The following is a 19,417-nucleotide window of genomic DNA, read 5'->3' as shown; positions in this document are numbered from 1 at the left end:
TCATTAATTTTTCGTTCTAATTCAGTCACAAGCTTTGATCACTAAACACGCATTCATACTGGCAAATCCTCGATTGATCGTCAATGCATAAGGGCCTCTTTTTAAAGGTTGATGCTCCGCACTTACGGATAAACCTTTACAACCGGATGCTATATTTTGCAAATTCGCTATCCCAGGTACGCACTTAGATGAAAGTGCATAAGTTGTCATTACTGTGTCAATCAACCCGGAAGCACATATAGAATGCCCTACAGACCATTTAAATGCAGTGACAGGGATTTCCTGTTCAGGAAAAACATTTTGTATTGCCTGAGACTCACTATAGTCCGATTTACTATTACCATTGCCATGAGTCACAATAAAACCTAAATCATTAGGATTTACTTCTACACATTCCAAAGTACGTTGCATCAACTCAGCAAGTTGTTGGCCGCTGGCATCCAGAGAAAATAAGCCTTCAGCTTCAGTGCTTGATAAGCCACCAAGAATCTCACCATAGCACGTTGCTGAGCGCGCACGCATGCTGGCTTCACTTTCCAACACCAAAGCAGCGGCACCATCAGCTAAAATTGTGCCATTATGCGCTGCATCAAAAGGTTTTAAATGTTGATTACTTAATACCCCTAATTGCTCGTAGTAAAATAACGCTTGCGGTTCAACAGCTGCATCATAGGCAACAACTACCGCTCGCTCTGCCTGACCACTACGAATCGCATGGTATGCTTCCAATAATGCTTGTGTTCCACCTACAGCATGATTCGTTACATTATGATTTGGGCCTTTAAACTCATAAGTTATCCCAGTGTATGCAAGAACATTATTTGGCAATATACGTAACAACCACATCGGATGGACTGTTTCAAATAGGTGTTGCGCAAATTGCTGCATATCACCTTGAGTTTTGGCCAACAAAGGCAAAAAATCATATTGTTGAAAATATTTATTTCCTGGTGATCCTACAAAAACAGCAGTTTGCTCATTAAATAAACTAGAGTCGTCAAGCGTATCGCGATAGGCAATCATTTGGCTGTGCTCAATTGCCTGTACTGCAGCATGAATTCCCATCACGTCTTGTCGTGAAATAACTTTCATCAATTTGCGATCTGGTAGCATTTTTGCTGGACTAAATTCTTTTAACTCGCCGCCCAAGCGATACTGCCATTGCGATACATCCCATTGCGTTATTTCACCAATTCCACTCTGGCCAGAAAGAATCGCATCCCACGTTGCATCTGCAGTAGCGCCTGATGCAGTTAATGCGCTTCGCCCTGTAATAAATACTCTGTTGCTTTGACTCATAGCCCGGCTCCTTCAAACTCAGGATGCTTAAATAACAAGCAACTATTGGAGCCGCCAAATCCAAAAGAATTGGAAAGCACCACTCCTAAAGAGCGCTCGCGTGGTCCATCAACTACATAATCTAAATCACATTCTGGATCTGGAGTAGTTAAATTGGCTGTCTTGGGTATCTGTGCCTGCTCTATGGATTTAACTGATAATACAGCCTCAAGTGCTCCTGCCGCGGAAATCAAATGTCCGGTTTGACTTTTAGTCGCACTGACCGGCAAGTTTGCGACAGATTCGCCAAAAACTGCTTTAATTGCATTCGTTTCACTTAAGTCATTCATTTTAGTTGAGGTGCCATGTGCATTAATATAATCCACATCTGAAGCTTGGACTCCTGCATCTTGGAGAGCTCGTTCAATTGCCTGAATGGCACCATCACCATTTGGATGGGAATCAGTAATTCGATAAGAACTTAATGAATTACCTTCACCAGCTAATTCTGCATAAATACGCGCACCTCGAGCTTTGGCCTTATCCCATTCTTCTAGGATTAAAAAAGCAGCACCTTCACCTAAAACAAAACCATTCCGTGTTGCATCAAAAGGTCTGCTCGCTGTTTCGGGGGTACTGTTATAAGTAGATAAGGCGCCTAATAAGCAAAAGCTGGATAATCCCAACGGATTAATCATTGAATCAAAGCCTCCAGCCAGCATAAAATCCGCCTCTCCGCGACGAATTACTTGCATCGCGAGTCCTAAAGCCTGTCCACCTGATGCACAAGCGGTGTGGACGGAGGATGCATATCCTCTAATGTTAAATTGTTGAATCAATAAAGACAGACCAGAGTTTGTAGTTGTTTTACCAAAATCAGATAATTTATAAAATTCTTGTGTACTAGCCTGCAAACGTTCCCAATCTGCTTCACCATTTTGAGCACACGTTTGTTGAAATCGAGATAGATAGTCAAACTCAGAGGTCATCATACCGCTTCCGGTAACAACGCCCCACTGAGTCGCAGTTTGCTCCGTAGGCACGATGCCTGCATCATCAAAAGCTTGTTGGGCAGCTTCAAGTGCATATCGCGTAAAATTGACAGAAAAACGACTGCGTTTTGTGGTTAATTTAGGCGCAAGCGAAAAATTTTTCACCTCAGCTGCAATATAAGTTGGAAACGCACTGGCATCAAATTGCTTGATTTCAGCAATACCTGAACGTCCTTCCAATAAATTGGACCATATAGACTGAACGTCAAGCCCTAAAGGAGAAACGGCTCCCATACCTGTAATCGCAACTCGTCTTTTTTTCACTTTTATTTACCTCTGGGAATAAGCACTACATCCACAACACAAACACGTTTACCTGCAACCTCACTACGATAAGCTAGGATCAACTCGTCTTCCGTTTGCTTTTTGACGGTTACAGAACACTCAAGAATGTCGCCTGGATAGACAAACTCTTTCATTTTTATTTTGCGAAATTCGCTCACTTTATAATCGACTGGGTAGCCTGCACGTCGAATAAATTCCTTCGCCAAATTTAATTTACATTCCAATAATACCGTCAATGGTAATACCGGTTTTTTGGGAAAATGATCCGCAAAATAAAGGGCTGCACGTGATATTCTTTTTTCAGCAGTTAAACTAACTCCTGGTTCACTGGAGCAAATTCTGTCGAAGGTCATGGGCACTACCGGCAATTCCGAGCTCATAATCAAATCGTCATTCAATATTGGTGCACTCTTCTGACTCACAGCAAGCCAATCACCAGGACGATTAATTTCGGAAAATTGCTGTTTCACTTCATCTAAATCAATAAAATCATCCATAGGTAACAATGGACCTAAGGCGCCTTCAAGACTGAAGACACGCTCATTACCTACTCTCGCTTCACTATAGTATTGCATTACTGAATGATCTAAGTGCTCAATAAATGACTCAAGCAATAAAGTCTCACCTACATATGCTGGACGATGCAGGGCGGCACAGGCAACAATCCCGGCTACAGGTCTGTAGGCAAACTCTTGAAGCGCCATCACATTCCACGCAGCCAGTTGGCCTAGTGTTTCACCGATTAACGAAGGGATGAAGCAGGGCCGTCCCTGTTCATCAACTGTGAGGTATGTATCATTCGGGGTAATATGTTTAATTCCCCGGACCACCTGACCAGGAGATGACTCCACGATACGATCAACGAATAAAAATCTCATCAGTATTTATTTAGCCCTATTAACTTGATTTTAAATAACACCTAAATTAAGCCACAGATCCAGCAGTTTGTTGTTCTTTAACCGCAGCAACAACTAACTTGCAAAATGTTTCAATGGTAAATAGCATAGGTATTTCATTGACTTTCATATTCGGCTTGAACTGTTCTGCAGGAATTTCACTCAAATAATTTTGCAATGCCTGCAAACCTCTTTCGGTAATAACGCCACCTTTCTCAAATTCATCTTCTGCCAAATCACCTCGTGCATTTTTTTCTAATTGACCACGGGGAATTTTAATTTTGAATTCTTTTTCTAATTGGAATACCAAATCAAGAAAATCAATAGATTCTGCGCCTAGATCTGCTATCAAACGACTGTTAAGAGATACTTCTTCTACATCAATCACTAGCACATCAGCAACAATTTCCCTAACTTTAGGATAAACGTCTGCTACATTCATATTTTTTCCTCAGAGATAGCTAATTTACAAAGCCCGAAATTATATCATATATTTTTTTAAAGGCATAAAATTAAGAATGACAAGGTATTAACCCACCTGACTGTACCCTGCATCAACAAATAAAGTATGCCCATTAATCATGGCTGCTTCCGGCAAGCACAAGAGATAAATAGCATTGGCCACATCTTGAGTTGTCAATGGCCTATCAGCCAAAGAGTGGGCCTGATATTCATCAAGTAGCTGTTCCCTGTTAGGAAAATGTTTCAATGCATCGGTATCAACTACTCCAGCAGAAACAGTATTCACAGTAATTCCATCGACAGCCAACTCAAGACTCAAAGAACGGACTAAAGCTTCAAGAGCAGCCTTAGACGCGCCAATAAATGCATAGTTAGGAATCGCTCGAGATGCACCAAGGCTTGATAAGGCAACAATTCGGCTCCCTTTAGGCATCGATGAGCGCGCCTCTGTAGCCAAATGATTTAATGCCAAAGCATTTGTTTCTAAGCACCAGCGCCAATGTTTTGTTGACATCTTAAGTGCTGATTTTAAAACACCGCTTGCAGCATTACTAATTAAGAAATCAAGTCGGTTAAAATGCTCACGAAATTGCACAAACATTTCTTTTACCGACTGATGGTCGGCTACATTAGCTTGTAACGCAATCGCTTTGCGCCCCATAGCATGGATTTCTTCAACCAAAGTTTGAGCTTCATCAGAACTGTTGTAATAAACGATGGCAATATCACTTCCTGACTGAGCTAACTTTAATGCAGTCGCCTTACCGATACCTCGAGCACCGCCAGTAATTAATCCAACTTTACCTGCGAAAACCAAACTCATGAAATATTCCTCATTAACTTCATTTATTAAAAACTGTTGATACAATACGATAGTGACAACTCATGCGACACATGGAGCATAATAGCCTACTAGTACTTCTAAACTCAGAAGCATAAGTTGACATTTATTGACCAACAATTACAAAAAACTACATTTTCATTTTTATTGAGCAATAAAGCAATGTTTCATGCATTAAATTTTTAAATATCTTGTTTCTAGATGGCTAACTTTGTACTATCGGCACACAATAAAGATAAACATATATTAATGAATGAAGCATTCTTGGTCTAAAACTGTCTTTCCTATAGCCGCGATTTTTTCTTTCCGCATGTTAGGTTTGTTTTTGCTCATACCCGTATTTAGTATTTATGCAGAAAATTTACAAAACGCAACACCTGCACTAGTAGGGCTTGCTCTAGGAATTTATGGTCTTGCTCAAGGCCTCCTGCAAATGCCTTTTGGTATGCTTTCTGATAAGGTAGGAAGAAAACCCATGATAGCCATAGGGTTACTCCTTTTTGCTTTGGGTAGTTTACTTGGTGCTCTAACCAACTCTATTTATGGGATGATACTTGCAAGATCCTTGCAAGGCACTGGCGCAATTGGTAGTGTTTTAATCGCCTTGCTTGCAGATTTAACCCCTGAGGATCAACGTACTAAATCGATGGCGGTCATTGGCATGACTATAGGGACATCTTTTAGTCTTGCGATGGTTGTTAGTCCAGCCCTTACCCATCATTTTGGCCTATCTGGTATTTTTTACCTAACGACTCTATTAGCAATAGCTGGGATTATCTTGCTTTATTTGGTAATTCCCAAGCCTGTAAATGAACGTTTTCACATTGATAGTGAAACAAATCCTGCTTTATTGAAGAATGTTATTTCTAACGTCCAACTACAACTTCTTAATATCGGTATTTTCTGCCAGCATTTTATTCTCACCGCAACATTTTTTGCTATTCCTTTCATCCTAAAAAAACAAGTGGAACAAGGACATTTATCGCAACAGTGGCATTTTTATCTACCACTGATGATCATTTCATTTATTCTCATGATCCCATTCATTATTCTTGCCGAAAAGAAAAAGCGCATGAAAGGCGTATTTCTTTCATCAGTGCTTATCATGGCAATGGCACAATTATTATTAGCTTATACCTCACAACATTGGGTGAGTCTGTGTGTTCTCATGTTAATTTATTTTGTTGCGTTTAATATTCTAGAGGCGGCATTACCCTCTCTAGTATCTAAACAGGCAAATCCTCACAGTAAGGGGACGGCTATGGGGATTTATTCAACCAGCCAATTTTTAGGCCTTTTTATTGGTGGGGCACTCGCAGGTGTATTGTATCAATGGAATAGCAGCCAGGGTATTTTTGTTACTAATGCAATCATTGGTATTATATGGTTGCTTGTTTCATTTTCAATGAAATCGCAAGCCTCCTTTTCAACACTTGTTTTACCTGCCCCTTGGGCCGAAAAAAATGAGCCGATCATCAACAAATTATTGAATATTAAAGGGGTGATTGAAGTTGCATTTGCAGAAGATGAACGAGTAATTTATTTGCGTGTTGATAGGGAACGTTATCTTGCAGGCAGTGCGGAAAAAATTATTCATCATGGATAACCGTTAATCAAGGAGGCAGTAAATGAAAATTTCTTTGAAACATCAAACGACCGAACACAGTAATGCTCCATCCTGTAAAGTCAGTGAGCATCATCTGAATGATCCAATGATGGATTGTGCTATTGCAAAAATATCAGGCCGATATCCTGAAACGCGACGAGTAGTGAATTTACAATGCAATGAATTAGTTTATGTGTTCCAAGGCGAAGGCAAGGTCGTCGTCAATCATATGGAACATAAATTATCCGCTGGCGATGCAGTATTGATTGAAGCAGGTGAAAAATACTATTGGGAAGGCGATATGCAACTGTTTATTTCTTGCCGTCCGGCGTGGAGTATGGAGCAACATCAATTGGTTGATTAGTCTACATACTACTCGTAGCCTGGTTGAAACGAAGTGTAACCCGGGGTTTTTCTTGCAAAAAACCCGGCTACTCGACTGATATTATCGGCAATACCCAGTAAGTTACTGACGAACCAAGCGCAAATTTTTACCAACAAATGAGCTCTTCTCCGTAGAACGGTATGGATTGATATCTAATCCACCTCGGCGTGTATACCGGCCATATACGGTTAGTTGTTCTGGTTGGCAATAATTCATAATATCGACAAAAATTCGTTCAATACATTGCTCGTGAAATTCATTATGATTACGAAATGAAACAAGATATTTTAATAAACCTTCCCGATTAATTTTTTTACCTTTGTAAGCAATTTGCACGCTTCCCCAATCAGGCTGATTTGTCACCAGACAATTAGATTTCAACAGATTTGAATATAATGATTCTTCTACAAGCTCCTCGCTTACAAAAAGAAATGAAGGTTCTACATGATAAATTGAGCATTCTATATCAAGGTCGTCAAGCAAATCTCCCGCAAATGACGGTTGTATTGCAAACTGATTGGTAGAGTCTAAAAGATGTATGTTAACCCAAACTTCTGCACCAACACGCTCTTGTAAATCTCTTTTAATTGTATTTTCTAACTCACTCACACTGTGAATTCGCGTATTGTTAAATGAATTAAAATAAAGTTTTAACGATTTTGATTCAATTAAATTAGGTGAGTTACACTCATAAAACAACTCAGCAATCGCAACCATGGGTTTGCCTTTCGCATTAAGCCAAGAAACTTCATAATGATTCCAACAATCAAAGCCATAAAAAGGCAATTTTGATGGGTCCACACCAATTTCTTGTCGCTTCCCCGCCCTGGGGATAGGATATAATCGATTGGGATTATACGTATCATCGTAAGCAGATTTCTTACCTAATTCCGACTGCTCCGCTTCAGCTTGATATTTTTGCAAAACTTGATCATTCATTGTATTGAGCTCCAATATTTCTATTATTTTTGCAGTACTTTTCCAATTCACAGATTGATTCATTTCCAGTTGACTGGAAATATACGTAAGAAGAGATGCCGCCTCATTAATTCGCGCTGCTTTTTCAGTCAATTCGCGTGCTTGTATGCCAACGGAAGCCGCTACATCAAAACCTGGACTTTCTATAATCTTCTTTATAGTCGACAAAGAAAATCCCAAAAATTTTAGCGTGGTGATCTGCTGCAATCGAATTAAATCCCTTTCACAATAAAGTCGATAGCCACTGTCTGAACGCTTCGTAGGTTTTAATAAGCCAATTTCATCATAATATTGTAATGACCTAATTGTTAATGAAGTCATTTGGCTAATCTCTTTAATTTGGTAATATTTCATTCAACCCTCTCCTGTACATTGATTTTAAACTATCACGTAACGTGAGAGTCAAGAGAATATGCAATAAAATACACCAAAGGGATAATAAATTATGTCTAAGAAAGATTTAAGTTGGTTAAAATATCTTGCTGAAATTCAAGCAATCGCACAAAATGGACTGACCTATTCAAATAATGAGTTTGATAAAGAACGTTATTTAAGACTTCGCGAAATTGCCTCTGAATTTATGGCGAATTATTCAGACACGCCACTTGCTGAGATAAAACAGATTTTTTCATTAGAAGCAGGATATGCCACACCTAAAGTTGATGTTCGAGCGTTTATTTTAAAGGATAACAAGCTCTTATTGGTTAAGGAGCGTGCCGATGAATTGTGGACTCTACCTGGTGGTTGGGCAGAAACAAACGAGTCGGCCGCCGAATCCGTAATTAGGGAAACTAAGGAAGAAAGTGGATTTGATGTTTCTGTAATTAGGCTGCTCGCTCTATGGGACAAACAGAAGCATGATCATCCATTACAATGGCCTCATACCTATAAATGCTTTTTTCATTGTGAAATTATCTCTGGTGTGGCCAAGGAAAATCTAGAAATTTCTGCGATTGATTTTTTTGATTTAGCACATTTACCACCTCTTTCAACACCAAGAGTCACACAAAAGCAAATTGCGCGCTTATATGAACTTGTTAATAGTTCTGATAAAACTCTTTTTGACTGAGCATGTACTTGACGCAGTACTTACGTCATACTTGGCCGTTACCAACGAAAAGGAAATCGATGGAACAGCAGTGCAAGGGCTATATAAATTAGGTATACTCTTTTCTAACTTTCGCATACAGGAGATCAAAAAATGGCACGTGGTATAAATAAAGTCATCTTAATTGGCAATGTCGGTGTCGACCCTGACGTACGCTATTTACCAAATGGTAATGCTGTAACTACTCTCTCAATAGCAACCAGTGAATCATGGAAAGATAAAGTAACTGGTGAAAAGCAAGATCGTACAGAATGGCATCGCGTGGTGTGCTTTAATCGCTTGGGTGAAATTGCCGGTGAATATGTACGTAAAGGTTCTAAGCTTTATGTAGAAGGCAGCTTAAGAACCAGAAAATGGCAGGATCAACAAGGCCAAGACCGATATACCACTGAAATTGTTGCCAATGACATTCAAATGTTAGACAGCAAAGGGACTGCTTCATCCGGTTTTGATGAGATGCCACAAACCCAATTTTCGCCAAGCAATCAAAGTGCTCCAAGACAACAACCGACTCAAGTGCCACAAGATGCTTTTGATCAATTAGATGATGATGTCCCATTCTAATTTCAACTGAATAGTAGTCCTTACTTCTTACTTTATTGCCCTTACTAATAAGGGCTTTTTTTCATAACGAGTTGTTTTTTCTACTGCGGTGTAAATGCCGTGAAGCAAAACCTGGAGATACTGTATATCGAGGGCAACGCGAATGCTACTTCGCTACCCAAACTACCGACTCCACATTATCATTATTAATTGTGAACTGATATTTTATATACTTGATCATGAAGCAATATTTTCATTCATTAATCCAATTGAGGTTTGTATGGATACAATTAATTTAGTTGAGAAATTCAAACTTTTAGCGAGTATTGGTCACCACGTATTGTTGGAGAGCTTAATGGTCAATATGTCAAACTTGCAAAATTCAAGGGAGAGTTCATCTGGCATAGCCATGCTAATGAAGATGAATTATTTCTAGTTGTGAAGGGCATTCTAAACATTGAGTTCAGGCATAAAAAAATCACCTTAAATGAAGATGAATTTTATATTGTACCAAAAGGCGTAGAACATAAACCGGTTGCACACGAAGAGGTACATGTCCTCCTGTTAGAACCAAAATCTACAGAGCAGACAGGTGGTATTGCGAGTGATTTACTTGTAGAACAGCCGTGGATTTAATTTGTTGATAAAAACAAATAAATCGCTAGTTTAGACCTCATATTTTTTTCAGTAGTGGTAGAATTGAGTTTGTATCAAGTTCCTTTTGATGCATGCTACAGCAAGCACCATCACTTCAATGAAGGAGAAAGTCCCTCATGCTAAAAGTTGGACTAACATCCTAAAAATTCAAGAATTTATTTATATGATTTAGCATTATTTACAGTCAATATAGGCATTTAATGATCGAAAAATACAGCTTTTTTCCTTATCTCAAAAAGCAAAAGTACGTCGTTATATTTAATTATATTCATTATGATGGCATAGGTGATTTTAATCATCTTCTTGATTTTGCAAAAGAATTTTCTCCGCAGGCTGAAAAATTGGGGATAAAAATCATTCTTCTTGTTGTAAGTACTGCACATAGGGAAAAATTAGTAAAACAACGCCTACAAACTATATTACCAGCACTAAAAGCCCATGTCCTGGAGTTGGGGGAAAGCTCAGGAGATAAGGCAATTCAGGAGTTTTCCAATTTCATTCAAAACAACCTCGAATTAAAGAGCGAATTAAGTACCACTTGCAGCATTTTTCAAATCTCCACATCTATGGCCAAAGCACAAAAAGATGCTATATTGAGCTTTTGCCCATCCGAAATACCCGTCATCACTATCCCCGAAATCACAGGGTTACGTACCTCTGCCTTAAATCTGCCGCTTAGTCATATTGATCCGAGAGATGAAATGACTCAGATAGATTTAAAAACCCAAAATATTAATACACGATATCTTGGACTGCAAAAGGTTCCTTATCAGTATGGGTTGAAAATTAGGAGCCACTGTCTTCTAAGTTTGATGGCATTGGAAAATAGAAATTTTTTCAAGCATGTAACAGGTCTAAACGATTCCGCAACAATCACTCCAGAAGACATATCAAAAATGTTAGCTAAAACGCAGTTAGTCCCTGCTTACCTACAAGACTGGGATAGTATCAATCGATTTCTATCTTTTTGTATTCAGAGATTTCAAATATCTAATCAGGAGCACTTGGTAATCTATTTAAATAATATTAGACACAATAATCGAACTGGTGTCTTTAGTGTAGTTCCTCATATTCTACTCGACGCCGAAGAAATTCTATTTCTAGAAGAGAATCAATTTGATGATTTAATCATCAAACGAAAAAACAAACAGTATTTGCCATTTATGGAAGAACAGCTAATATTCGGCTCCTTATTCTTATTCGCAAGAAACTCAAATATTTCTGCTATAGAAATTAATGTAAATGGCAATATTCGTAGAATTAACTACAGTCCCACAACGATTTGCAATCCACCAAAGGTTGTTTCCATTTTAACCGATTTTAATTTGAATGATACTGATTACGATCTCCTGATAGAAAACGCGTCCGACATAGTTGGAGTCTCAGGTGATAATACCATTGAAAAAGCGCTCTCATACAATAAACTACCCTTTTTGCAACCCAACAACAAAGAAAACTTTGAATCGGTCATGAGGTTGCTCGGTCACTTAGCCAAGCTCTATTTACCGATTGACACACCAAATCTGCATAAAGACTTTGAAGCATTTTTTTGTAATAAAATGATGCGATTAGATAAACCTGAGTGTTTTACCAATTTACTAGAGATCGACATTCGATCACTTTATAAGGTATGGCCAACAGTGGTTGAAGGTGTACGCCAGAATTACAATATCTTTAATCAAATTCATGCCATCTTTTATGAACCACTTCTTCACTACAGTGCTCAAACAGGCGATATCGCCTTGTTGCATTTAATTCATAATCATTTTGAAGATATCAATTTTAATATTCCTAATAAACAGGATGAAACGGCATTAACAATTGCTGAAAAAAATAACCACAGATTGTTTATTAAGGAGTTGCAATCTCTTATGCAAAAAAAGGAAGAATCAAAAGATCTTAGAATAAGCAATAAAAACTGTTTATCCAATAACGTTGGTTAAATTATATTAAGCAACTAAAAATTGATTCATTAGACAACGTTAAGCATTAATGCAATGAGGTCTTTATTTTGAATACAGGATAAACATGTCGACTCAATGATTATTCTATGTAGGGATCCGTCATTAAATTCCCCAAACCTAAAGAAAATCACCTTGAGGGGACTCAATGTACTTAAAAAAAACCCGCATAATGCGGGTTTCTTTAATTAATGCGAATACTAAATTTATTCTTCAGCTTCGTCACTAACAGCAGGTCTGTCTAAGAGCTCTACAATGGCCATAGGAGCATTATCACCCTCTCTAAAACCACATTTGATGATACGTACATAACCACCAGGACGCTCCACAAAACGTGGACCTAAATCAGTAAATAATTTACCAACAGCAGACTTAGATCTTAAAATATCAAATGCATGACGACGTGAAGCAACTGAGTCAACTTTTGATACAGTAATTAAAGGTTCAATATAACGTCGCAAATCTTTAGCCTTAGGCAGAGTTGTTTTGATCAACTCATGCTCGATTAAAGAATTACACATGTTTGCAAACATAGCCTTTCTATGGCTACTTGTACGGCCAAAACTTCGACCTGAATTACGGTGACGCATAACCAAAACTCCTAAACTTTATTCGCCAAGATTCGCTGGCGGCCAATTCTCAAGTTTCATACCTAGCGATAATGAACGTGACGCTAAAACATCCTTAATTTCAGTTAAAGATTTCTTACCTAAATTAGGAGTTTTTAAGAGTTCATTTTCAGTTCTTTGTACTAAATCGCCAATATAATGAATATTTTCTGCTTTCAAACAATTTGCAGATCGAACAGTTAATTCTAAATCATCGACAGAACGTAATAGAATAGGATCAAAATCGTTGCGTTCTTTATTATCAGATCGAGACTCTTCAAATTTCATGTCTACAAAAGCATGCAGTTGTCTTTGAAGAATACTAGCAGAAATCCGTATTGATTCTTCAGCATCAATAGTTCCGTTAGTTTCTAACTCAATAGTTAACTTATCAAGGTCAGTTCGATTTTCTACACGAGCACTGTCAACATAATAAGCCACTTTTTTAACTGGAGAGAAACTATTATCAATTTTTAGCTTACCAACTGATTTTCTTTCTACTTCATCATCGAAATGTCTAACGAATGAATCAGTACTGTGGAAACCAATCCCTCGTTCAACTTTTAATGTCATATTTAATTTGCCTTTTTCATTCAAATTAGCAATGACCAGCTCTGGATTAACAATTTCTAATCCATGAGTCAGTTGAATATCACCAGCCGTAACTTGACAAGGACCTTGCTTGTTTAATGTTACAAGAGCTTCTTCACCGACTGTCATTTTTGTCGCAACTAACTTCAGGTTCAGTAAAATGTCTACGACATCTTCCTGTACACCTTCAATTGTGCTGTACTCATGCAAAACACCATCGATTGAAACTTCAGTAATCGCACTTCCAGGCATTGATGATAGTAAAATACGTCTCAAAGCATTGCCGAGAGTATGACCAAAGCCACGCTCCAAAGGCTCTAAAACTATTCTAGCTTTATAGGGCGATTCAGCCTGGACCTTAAGAACATTAGGTGTCAACATTTCATTGATTTCAGTATACATTCAGCTATTTCTCCGAGCTTACTTAGAGTAAAGTTCTACAACCAAGTTTACGTTGTAGTCTGAAGATAAGTCAGTTAACGTTGGTGCTGTAGAGAATGTTCCCTTAAAAGAAGAATTATCTACAGTAATCCAATCACAAGCAGCTCTTTGTTCTGATAAAGCTAAAGCAGCCTGAATACGACCTTGAGCTTTTGCTCTTTGACGAACAGACACAACATCACCTGGTTTAACAAGTAACGATGGAACGTTAACTACTTTATCATTAACAAGTATCGCTTTATGCGTAACTAATTGACGCGCTTCAGCACGTGTACTTGCAAATCCCATACGATAGACAACATTATCTAAACGTCTTTCAAGCAATGACATTAGATTTTCACCTGTTGAGCCTTTCATACGAGCAGCCATTTTGTAATAGCCACGGAATTGCTTTTCAAGAACACCGTACAATCTTCTGATTTTTTGTTTCTCTCTAAGCTGAATTCCATAACCATTCAGACGTGGTTTTTTATCTCCATGTTGTCCAGGTAATTTTTCTGATTTACATTTGGACTTGTGATCACGGACACCACTTTTAAGTAATAAATCACAACCTTCACGACGTGATAACTTACATTTTGGACCAAGATATCTAGCCATTAATTACTCCTGAGTCTTATACACGACGTTTTTTAGGTGGCTTACACCCGTTATGGGGAATACCAGTAACATCGGTGATTTCAACAATTTTAAAATCCTGTGAAATTAATTCACGAATGGTGGATTCTCTTCCAGGGCCAGGACCATGGACAAATACAGCCACAGATTTCATACCGTATTCTTTTGCAACAGCAGCAGCACGCTCAGTAGCAACCTGCGCAGCATAAGGTGTACTTTTTCTTGATCCTCTAAATCCAGAACCACCAGATGTTGCCCAGCATAGAGCATTACCTTGTCTATCAGTAAAGGTCACTATAGTGTTATTAAAAGAAGCATGAACGTGAACGATACCATCTGACACGACACGTTTTGCCTTCTTGCGTACTTTTTGTTGTTTTGACTTAGTTATTGCCATCTTACTTTCCTACATGAAAAATCAACCGGTAGTGCCTTTTCTGCGACCTTTACGTGTACGAGCATTAGTTTTCGTACGTTGTCCGCGTAATGGCAACCCTCTTCTGTGTCTTAGACCACGATAACATCCTAGATCCATAAGGCGCTTAATGTTCATTGTCACAACACGACGCAAATCACCTTCCACTGTAATTTTTGCAATTTCTGTTCTTAAAGACTCAAGTTGAGCATCGGTTAGTTCTGAAACCTTTTTAGAAGGTTCAATACCAACTGCAGAACACAGTTTTAAGGATGTAGGTTTACCAATACCATATATTGCTGTTAAAGCAATCACAACATGTTTGTGATCAGGTATATTTACTCCTGCAATACGAGCCATTAACTTCTCCGAACGTTATTTGTTCTGTCGAAAGGGACAGAAGAATACTATTTTTATAAAATTAAATCAAGCAGATATTAACCTTGCCTTTGTTTATGTCTGGCATCTTTACAAATAACTCGTATAGTGCCACTTCTTTTAATAATCTTGCAATTGCGACAAATTCGCTTTACAGATGCTCTTACTTTCATTCTTAACTCCGATAAAAATCATAAAAGACCAGGTAGTTTGGTACCTTTAAAATTAGCCTTTTTCATTAAAGAATCATATTGCTGAGTCATTAAATGAGCTTGTACCTGAGCTACAAAATCCATAATAACAACCACGATAATCAGCAAAGATGTTCCTCCGAAATAAAAAGGGACATGCCATGTATACATCAAAATCTGTGGCAAAAGACAAACCAGAACTAAATAGATTGCACCAACTAATGTCAAGCGAGTCATTACACCGTCAATATATTTAGTTGTTTGCTCACCGGGTCTAATTCCAGGTATATATGCACCAGATTTCTTCAAATTATCAGCAGTATCTTTGGGGTTAAACACCAGAGCTGCATAGAAGAACGCAAAAAATATAATAGCTACTGCATAAACTATTAAATATAAAGGTTGTCCAGGTGACAAAGCCATTCCGACATCTGCAAGCCAGCCTAAACCTTTTGTATGCGAGAAAAATTGAGCTAAAGTCGCCGGTAACAAAATAATACTGGATGCAAAAATAGGCGGTATTACACCAGACATATTGATTTTTAAAGGCAAATGACTGGTTTGAGCAGCATAAACCTTTCTACCTTGCGTCCTTTGCGCATAATTAACTCTTATACGTCGTTGTGCACGCTCCATAAATACAACAAAACCTGTTACAACTACTACAACCACTGCGATAAGAATCATAGTCAAAGCTTGCATTTGTCCTTCTTTAACTTGTTGAAGAACCGAAGCAATCGCAGTAGGCATACTTGATACAATTCCCGAAAAGATAATTAAAGATATTCCATTACCAACACCTTTTTCAGTAATCTGCTCACCTAACCACATTAAAAACATAGTTCCTGTAACTAAAGTTACAACTGCAGTAAAGTAAAATGAAAAATCAGCTTGAAGCGCAATTTGCTGCCCTGCTAACCAGCGTGCCATTCCTAAAGATTGAAACACTGAAAGCAACAAAGTTAAGTATCGTGTGTACTGATTTATCTTCCTGCGTCCAGACTCACCTTCTTTCTTAAGTTGCTCAAGTTTAGGTGAAACAACTGTAAATAACTGGAGTATAATAGACGCTGAAATATACGGCATGATTCCTATTGCAAAAACCGTAACACGCGATAATGCACCACCAGAAAACATATTGAATAAGCCAAAAATTGTATTCTGTTGCTCGTTAAAAAAATTAGCCAATCGTGCTGGATCCAAACCTGGTACAGGTATGTGAGCACCCAATCGATAAACTAAAATAGCGAGAACAACAAACAATAATCTTGATTTTAGTTCAGCCAATCCACCACGTGATTGGCTCGCATTATGTTTTTGGTTTTTCATAGTCACTCTTCTATGCTGCCGCCTAAACCTTCAATGGCTAAACGAGCTCCTTTAGTGACCCTTAAACCTTTAAGTTTGATGGCAGTAGTTAATTCACCAGATAAAATAACTTTTACATCTTTAATAGAGCCATTAATCAAGCCTGCTTCACGCAAAACATTTAAATCAATTACATCAGCAGATATCTTTGCAAGCTCACTGAGGCATACTTGATCTATAGTTTTTCCAACTCGTGACTTAAAGCCCATTTTTGGTAATCTTCTTTGAATAGGCATTTGACCGCCTTCAAAGTTAATTTTATGAAAACCACCAGCTCTTGCTTTTTGACCTTTATGTCCTTTACCACTTGTTTTACCTAGTCCCGACCCAATACCACGACCTAAACGTTTTTTAGGGCGTCTTGAACCAGGATCTGGTGATAGTGAATTTAAATTCATTATACACTCTCCTCAACCAGCAATAAGTAATCAACTTTATTAATAAGACCACGAATAGCTGGAGTATCATTATGAGATACACTTGAATTAGTTTTACCTAGACCTAATTGTTTTACTATAGAAATATGCTTTGGTTTTCTGCCTATAATGCTTTTTACCAAAGTTATTTTAATTTTCTTTTCCATAATTAGCCCGCCATAACTTCTTCAACAGTTTTACCACGCTTGGCCGCAACATAATCTGGGGTACCGATATTAGTTAAAGCACCGATCGTAGCTCTTACAATATTGCTTGGGTTGGTAGAACCAATACTCTTAGCTAATATGTTTTGTACGCCGAGAACCTCTAATACAGCTCTCATCGCACCACCAGCAATAATTCCAGTACCTTCACTTGCTGGCTTCATAAATACCTTAGAAGCACCATAGTTCCAAGTAATTTCGTGGAATATAGTTGATCCAGAAAGTGGAATATAAACCATATTTTTCTTTGCTTGTTCCATTGCTTTTTGAATTGCAATTGGAACTTCGCGCGCTTTACCTCTACCAAAACCAACTTTACCTTTGCCGTCACCAACAACAACAAGTACTGCGAAACCAAAAACACGGCCACCCTTAACAACTTTAGCGGTACGGTTTACCGATACTAACTTTTCTTGGTAGCCATCTGATTTAGGTGATGAATCATCGAATGCCATAATCGTTCCTTAAAAATCTAATCCAGCTTCGCGTGCACCTTCTGCAAGGGCTTTCACTCGGCCATGATATTTATAACCAGCACGATCGAATGCAACTTGCGTAATACCTTGCTCGCTTGCGCGCTTACCAAGTAGTTTGCCAACTAAGCTAGCTTGCTCTACTTTACATTTACCGGTCAGGCTGGATCGTAATTCTTTATCGTTAGTTGAACATGTTACTAATACTTTATCTCCAAGCTTATCAGCTTGAATGATTTGTGAGTAAATGTGTAAACCACTTCTATAAACGACTAGTCTTGCTCTGCCTGATTTACGAATCAATGCCTTTGCTTTTAATCCACGTCGAGCACGTGAGTTATGTTTATTCATGACTTAAACCTTATTTCTTTTTCGCTTCTTTACGCGCAATATACTCGCCAGCAAGTTTAACACCTTTACCTTTATATGGTTCTGGTGGTCTAAATGCTCTTATTTCAGAAGCTACTTGACCCAAAATTTGTTTATCAACACCTTTCAACAATATTACAGTATTACTTGGTGTTTCGACTAAAACACCTTTAGGTAAATGGTATTCAATAGGATGAGAATAACCTAGAGATAAAGTAATTGAATTATCTTTAGATTGTGCTCTATAACCTACGCCAACCAGTTCCAAGGTAACAACAAAACCTTCAGTTACACCCTTGACCATATTATTTACTAATGCACGCGCTGTTCCAGCTTGAGCCCAAGCTTTAGGATCATTTGCAGCAGGAGCAAACTCAACATGGTTAGAATCTTTATTTTTAGTTACTTTTACTAACCTATTAATTTTTTGGGTTAGTGTTCCTTTAGGCCCTTTTACAGTAACTTCACCATCACCTATTGTTATTTCAACATTTGCTGGTTGAACTACTGGGGCTTTTGCTACTCTAGACATATTATTCCTCGCAAGTATTAAGCCACTTCACAAATGACTTCACCACCAACGCCTTTCATCTTTGCAGATATATGGGTCATTATACCTTGTGATGTAGACAGTATAGCCACACCAAAACCAGGAATAGAAGTTAAATCTTTATAAGACTTATATACTCGCAATCCAGGTCTACTAATTCTCTTAATAAGTTCAATAACAGGTCTGCCATGATAATACTTCAGCTTTATTGTCATTAATTTAAGATTATTATCTAGTGGTTCTACAAAGAAGCTTTCAATATATCCTTCTTCCTTTAAAACACGAGCAATTTCTTCTTTCAATTTAGAAGAAGTTAACGTTATTTGCTGATGTTTTGCTTGTTGACCATTTCTAATTCGGGTCAGCATATCAGCAACTGGATCATGCATACTCACAATCGTTCTCCAATTAAAAAATTACCAGCTGGATTTTCTTCCGCCAGGTATATTACCAACCATTAGTTGTTGTCTTAAGCAAATTCTACAAAGAGCAAATTTACGATATACACCATGTGGACGACCACATTGTTGACATCGTGTTTTGAAACGAACAGGATTAGAATTAACAGGCAATTTAGCTAACTTTAACTGACTATCCATAATTACCTGAAAATCATCAGATGATTTAATCAATTGTTTCAATTCGTTTCTGCGTTTACTGTGTTTATTAACCAGCTTTTTACGCTTTAACTCTCTCATAAGCATTGATTTCTTAGCCACAATT

General features: G+C 38.0%; 26 protein-coding genes and 1 pseudogene. 6 read left to right on the top strand and 21 right to left on the bottom strand.

Annotated features, from left to right (window positions below):
- Positions 1 to 21: 21 nt before the first annotated feature.
- The 5 genes from BGO44_RS17205 to fabL form a co-directional block, all read right to left on the bottom strand.
- The gene (locus BGO44_RS17205; protein WP_058509789.1) at positions 22 to 1,299 is read right to left on the bottom strand and encodes a beta-ketoacyl-[acyl-carrier-protein] synthase family protein; all 1,278 of its coding nucleotides are present in this window, start codon (positions 1,297 to 1,299) and stop codon (positions 22 to 24) included.
- Positions 1,296 to 2,594: a beta-ketoacyl-[acyl-carrier-protein] synthase family protein gene (locus BGO44_RS17200; RefSeq protein WP_058509790.1), complete on the bottom strand. Its 1,299-nt coding sequence runs from the start codon at positions 2,592 to 2,594 to the stop codon at positions 1,296 to 1,298. The genes BGO44_RS17205 and BGO44_RS17200 overlap by 4 nt, the downstream gene beginning before the upstream one ends.
- Positions 2,595 to 2,596: 2 nt before the next feature.
- On the bottom strand, positions 2,597 to 3,493 hold the full coding sequence (locus BGO44_RS17195; RefSeq protein WP_058509791.1) for an ApeI family dehydratase: 897 nt from the start codon (positions 3,491 to 3,493) through the stop codon (positions 2,597 to 2,599).
- A gap of 46 nt (positions 3,494 to 3,539) precedes the next feature.
- Positions 3,540 to 3,953, bottom strand: a complete 414-nt coding sequence (locus BGO44_RS17190) for an acyl carrier protein (protein WP_058509792.1) — start codon at positions 3,951 to 3,953, stop codon at positions 3,540 to 3,542.
- Positions 3,954 to 4,040: 87 nt separating this feature from the next.
- Positions 4,041 to 4,796, bottom strand: coding sequence for an enoyl-[acyl-carrier-protein] reductase FabL (fabL, locus tag BGO44_RS17185; protein WP_058509793.1), 756 nt, complete (start codon positions 4,794 to 4,796; stop codon positions 4,041 to 4,043).
- A 271-nt stretch (positions 4,797 to 5,067) separates the two neighbouring features.
- Here fabL and BGO44_RS17180 point away from each other — a divergent pair, with 271 nt between their 5' ends.
- Positions 5,068 to 6,420: an MFS transporter gene (locus tag BGO44_RS17180; RefSeq protein WP_273201411.1), complete on the top strand. Its 1,353-nt coding sequence runs from the start codon at positions 5,068 to 5,070 to the stop codon at positions 6,418 to 6,420.
- 22 nt (positions 6,421 to 6,442) lie between these two features.
- A complete protein-coding gene (locus BGO44_RS17175; RefSeq protein WP_058509795.1) occupies positions 6,443 to 6,784 on the top strand; it encodes a cupin domain-containing protein in 342 nt (113 codons plus the stop codon).
- A 102-nt stretch (positions 6,785 to 6,886) separates the two neighbouring features.
- Here the strand turns inward: BGO44_RS17175 and queF are convergent, their stop codons facing one another.
- Together queF and BGO44_RS18640 are read right to left on the bottom strand one after the other, a co-directional pair.
- Entirely contained in the window at positions 6,887 to 7,744 is an 858-nt protein-coding gene (gene queF, locus BGO44_RS17170; RefSeq protein ID WP_058509830.1) for an NADPH-dependent 7-cyano-7-deazaguanine reductase QueF, read from the bottom strand.
- A gap of 240 nt (positions 7,745 to 7,984) precedes the next feature.
- A pseudogene (locus BGO44_RS18640) lies at positions 7,985 to 8,104 on the bottom strand (MerR family DNA-binding transcriptional regulator); the annotation flags it as partial.
- 124 nt (positions 8,105 to 8,228) lie between these two features.
- Here BGO44_RS18640 and BGO44_RS17165 point away from each other — a divergent pair.
- The 4 genes from BGO44_RS17165 to BGO44_RS17150 all read left to right on the top strand — a co-directional run bounded on the left by BGO44_RS17165 (position 8,229) and on the right by BGO44_RS17150 (position 12,034).
- Positions 8,229 to 8,852 carry an NUDIX hydrolase gene (locus tag BGO44_RS17165; protein ID WP_273201414.1) on the top strand — a complete coding sequence of 208 codons (624 nt, stop codon included), beginning with the start codon at positions 8,229 to 8,231 and terminating at the stop codon, positions 8,850 to 8,852.
- Between the two features lie 132 nt (positions 8,853 to 8,984).
- Complete coding sequence (gene ssb / locus BGO44_RS17160; protein ID WP_273201417.1) at positions 8,985 to 9,455, top strand: single-stranded DNA-binding protein; 471 nt, start codon at positions 8,985 to 8,987, stop codon at positions 9,453 to 9,455.
- Positions 9,456 to 9,872: 417 nt separating this feature from the next.
- Positions 9,873 to 10,070: a cupin domain-containing protein gene (locus BGO44_RS17155; protein WP_273201419.1), complete on the top strand. Its 198-nt coding sequence runs from the start codon at positions 9,873 to 9,875 to the stop codon at positions 10,068 to 10,070.
- A 221-nt stretch (positions 10,071 to 10,291) separates the two neighbouring features.
- On the top strand, positions 10,292 to 12,034 hold the full coding sequence (locus BGO44_RS17150) for a hypothetical protein (protein WP_273201422.1): 1,743 nt from the start codon (positions 10,292 to 10,294) through the stop codon (positions 12,032 to 12,034).
- 224 nt (positions 12,035 to 12,258) lie between these two features.
- On the opposite strand, the gene rplQ is transcribed toward BGO44_RS17150, so the two are convergent.
- The 14 genes from rplQ to rpsN all read right to left on the bottom strand — a co-directional run bounded on the left by rplQ (position 12,259) and on the right by rpsN (position 19,413).
- Positions 12,259 to 12,642, bottom strand: a complete 384-nt coding sequence (rplQ, locus tag BGO44_RS17145; RefSeq protein ID WP_058509799.1) for a 50S ribosomal protein L17 — start codon at positions 12,640 to 12,642, stop codon at positions 12,259 to 12,261.
- Positions 12,643 to 12,660: 18 nt separating this feature from the next.
- The gene (locus BGO44_RS17140) at positions 12,661 to 13,653 is read right to left on the bottom strand and encodes a DNA-directed RNA polymerase subunit alpha (RefSeq protein ID WP_058509800.1); all 993 of its coding nucleotides are present in this window, start codon (positions 13,651 to 13,653) and stop codon (positions 12,661 to 12,663) included.
- A gap of 18 nt (positions 13,654 to 13,671) precedes the next feature.
- Positions 13,672 to 14,292 carry a 30S ribosomal protein S4 gene (rpsD, locus tag BGO44_RS17135; protein WP_058509801.1) on the bottom strand — a complete coding sequence of 207 codons (621 nt, stop codon included), beginning with the start codon at positions 14,290 to 14,292 and terminating at the stop codon, positions 13,672 to 13,674.
- A gap of 16 nt (positions 14,293 to 14,308) precedes the next feature.
- Entirely contained in the window at positions 14,309 to 14,707 is a 399-nt protein-coding gene (rpsK, locus tag BGO44_RS17130) for a 30S ribosomal protein S11 (protein ID WP_003633055.1), read from the bottom strand.
- 21 nt (positions 14,708 to 14,728) lie between these two features.
- Positions 14,729 to 15,085: a 30S ribosomal protein S13 gene (gene rpsM, locus BGO44_RS17125; protein WP_273201443.1), complete on the bottom strand. Its 357-nt coding sequence runs from the start codon at positions 15,083 to 15,085 to the stop codon at positions 14,729 to 14,731.
- Positions 15,086 to 15,162: 77 nt separating this feature from the next.
- Positions 15,163 to 15,276: a 50S ribosomal protein L36 gene (gene rpmJ, locus BGO44_RS17120; RefSeq protein ID WP_083503902.1), complete on the bottom strand. Its 114-nt coding sequence runs from the start codon at positions 15,274 to 15,276 to the stop codon at positions 15,163 to 15,165.
- An 18-nt stretch (positions 15,277 to 15,294) separates the two neighbouring features.
- A complete protein-coding gene (gene secY / locus BGO44_RS17115) occupies positions 15,295 to 16,623 on the bottom strand; it encodes a preprotein translocase subunit SecY (RefSeq protein ID WP_058509803.1) in 1,329 nt (442 codons plus the stop codon).
- A gap of 2 nt (positions 16,624 to 16,625) precedes the next feature.
- Positions 16,626 to 17,060 carry a 50S ribosomal protein L15 gene (gene rplO / locus BGO44_RS17110; protein WP_058509804.1) on the bottom strand — a complete coding sequence of 145 codons (435 nt, stop codon included), beginning with the start codon at positions 17,058 to 17,060 and terminating at the stop codon, positions 16,626 to 16,628.
- Positions 17,060 to 17,245 carry a 50S ribosomal protein L30 gene (rpmD, locus tag BGO44_RS17105; protein WP_019233377.1) on the bottom strand — a complete coding sequence of 62 codons (186 nt, stop codon included), beginning with the start codon at positions 17,243 to 17,245 and terminating at the stop codon, positions 17,060 to 17,062. Before rpmD ends, rplO begins: the two co-directional genes overlap by 1 nt.
- A 2-nt stretch (positions 17,246 to 17,247) precedes the next feature.
- On the bottom strand, positions 17,248 to 17,757 hold the full coding sequence (gene rpsE, locus BGO44_RS17100; RefSeq protein WP_058509805.1) for a 30S ribosomal protein S5: 510 nt from the start codon (positions 17,755 to 17,757) through the stop codon (positions 17,248 to 17,250).
- Positions 17,758 to 17,766: 9 nt separating this feature from the next.
- Complete coding sequence (gene rplR, locus BGO44_RS17095) at positions 17,767 to 18,126, bottom strand: 50S ribosomal protein L18 (RefSeq protein WP_058509806.1); 360 nt, start codon at positions 18,124 to 18,126, stop codon at positions 17,767 to 17,769.
- A gap of 10 nt (positions 18,127 to 18,136) precedes the next feature.
- A complete protein-coding gene (rplF, locus tag BGO44_RS17090) occupies positions 18,137 to 18,676 on the bottom strand; it encodes a 50S ribosomal protein L6 (RefSeq protein WP_058509807.1) in 540 nt (179 codons plus the stop codon).
- 17 nt (positions 18,677 to 18,693) lie between these two features.
- Complete coding sequence (gene rpsH / locus BGO44_RS17085; protein WP_463673245.1) at positions 18,694 to 19,083, bottom strand: 30S ribosomal protein S8; 390 nt, start codon at positions 19,081 to 19,083, stop codon at positions 18,694 to 18,696.
- A 27-nt stretch (positions 19,084 to 19,110) separates the two neighbouring features.
- Positions 19,111 to 19,413, bottom strand: coding sequence for a 30S ribosomal protein S14 (rpsN, locus tag BGO44_RS17080; protein ID WP_058509809.1), 303 nt, complete (start codon positions 19,411 to 19,413; stop codon positions 19,111 to 19,113).
- Between the last annotated feature and the right edge of the window lie 4 nt (positions 19,414 to 19,417).

Source organism: Legionella sp. 39-23 (assembly GCF_001897665.1).
GTDB classification, from domain to species: Bacteria; Pseudomonadota; Gammaproteobacteria; order Legionellales; family Legionellaceae; genus Legionella; species Legionella steelei.
This window is presented reverse-complemented; position numbering and strand designations above follow the sequence as displayed.

What these genes read in the sequence shown, in the direction of transcription:
- BGO44_RS17205 (WP_058509789.1), bottom strand. Translation starts at nt 1,299, where the DNA reads ATGAGTCAAAGCAACAGAGTATTTATTACAGGGCGAAGCGCATTAACT.
- BGO44_RS17195 (WP_058509791.1), bottom strand. Translation starts at nt 3,493, where the DNA reads ATGAGATTTTTATTCGTTGATCGTATCGTGGAGTCATCTCCTGGTCAG.
- BGO44_RS17190 (WP_058509792.1), bottom strand. Translation starts at nt 3,953, where the DNA reads ATGAATGTAGCAGACGTTTATCCTAAAGTTAGGGAAATTGTTGCTGAT.
- fabL (WP_058509793.1), bottom strand. Translation starts at nt 4,796, where the DNA reads ATGAGTTTGGTTTTCGCAGGTAAAGTTGGATTAATTACTGGCGGTGCT.
- BGO44_RS17180 (WP_273201411.1), top strand. Translation starts at nt 5,068, where the DNA reads ATGAAGCATTCTTGGTCTAAAACTGTCTTTCCTATAGCCGCGATTTTT.
- BGO44_RS17175 (WP_058509795.1), top strand. Translation starts at nt 6,443, where the DNA reads ATGAAAATTTCTTTGAAACATCAAACGACCGAACACAGTAATGCTCCA.
- queF (WP_058509830.1), bottom strand. Translation starts at nt 7,744, where the DNA reads ATGAATGATCAAGTTTTGCAAAAATATCAAGCTGAAGCGGAGCAGTCG.
- BGO44_RS17165 (WP_273201414.1), top strand. Translation starts at nt 8,229, where the DNA reads ATGTCTAAGAAAGATTTAAGTTGGTTAAAATATCTTGCTGAAATTCAA.
- ssb (WP_273201417.1), top strand. Translation starts at nt 8,985, where the DNA reads ATGGCACGTGGTATAAATAAAGTCATCTTAATTGGCAATGTCGGTGTC.
- BGO44_RS17150 (WP_273201422.1), top strand. Translation starts at nt 10,292, where the DNA reads ATGATCGAAAAATACAGCTTTTTTCCTTATCTCAAAAAGCAAAAGTAC.
- rplQ (WP_058509799.1), bottom strand. Translation starts at nt 12,642, where the DNA reads ATGCGTCACCGTAATTCAGGTCGAAGTTTTGGCCGTACAAGTAGCCAT.
- BGO44_RS17140 (WP_058509800.1), bottom strand. Translation starts at nt 13,653, where the DNA reads ATGTATACTGAAATCAATGAAATGTTGACACCTAATGTTCTTAAGGTC.
- rpsD (WP_058509801.1), bottom strand. Translation starts at nt 14,292, where the DNA reads ATGGCTAGATATCTTGGTCCAAAATGTAAGTTATCACGTCGTGAAGGT.
- rpsK (WP_003633055.1), bottom strand. Translation starts at nt 14,707, where the DNA reads ATGGCAATAACTAAGTCAAAACAACAAAAAGTACGCAAGAAGGCAAAA.
- rpsM (WP_273201443.1), bottom strand. Translation starts at nt 15,085, where the DNA reads ATGGCTCGTATTGCAGGAGTAAATATACCTGATCACAAACATGTTGTG.
- rpmJ (WP_083503902.1), bottom strand. Translation starts at nt 15,276, where the DNA reads ATGAAAGTAAGAGCATCTGTAAAGCGAATTTGTCGCAATTGCAAGATT.
- secY (WP_058509803.1), bottom strand. Translation starts at nt 16,623, where the DNA reads ATGAAAAACCAAAAACATAATGCGAGCCAATCACGTGGTGGATTGGCT.
- rplO (WP_058509804.1), bottom strand. Translation starts at nt 17,060, where the DNA reads ATGAATTTAAATTCACTATCACCAGATCCTGGTTCAAGACGCCCTAAA.
- rpmD (WP_019233377.1), bottom strand. Translation starts at nt 17,245, where the DNA reads ATGGAAAAGAAAATTAAAATAACTTTGGTAAAAAGCATTATAGGCAGA.
- rpsE (WP_058509805.1), bottom strand. Translation starts at nt 17,757, where the DNA reads ATGGCATTCGATGATTCATCACCTAAATCAGATGGCTACCAAGAAAAG.
- rplR (WP_058509806.1), bottom strand. Translation starts at nt 18,126, where the DNA reads ATGAATAAACATAACTCACGTGCTCGACGTGGATTAAAAGCAAAGGCA.
- rplF (WP_058509807.1), bottom strand. Translation starts at nt 18,676, where the DNA reads ATGTCTAGAGTAGCAAAAGCCCCAGTAGTTCAACCAGCAAATGTTGAA.
- rpsH (WP_463673245.1), bottom strand. Translation starts at nt 19,083, where the DNA reads ATGCATGATCCAGTTGCTGATATGCTGACCCGAATTAGAAATGGTCAA.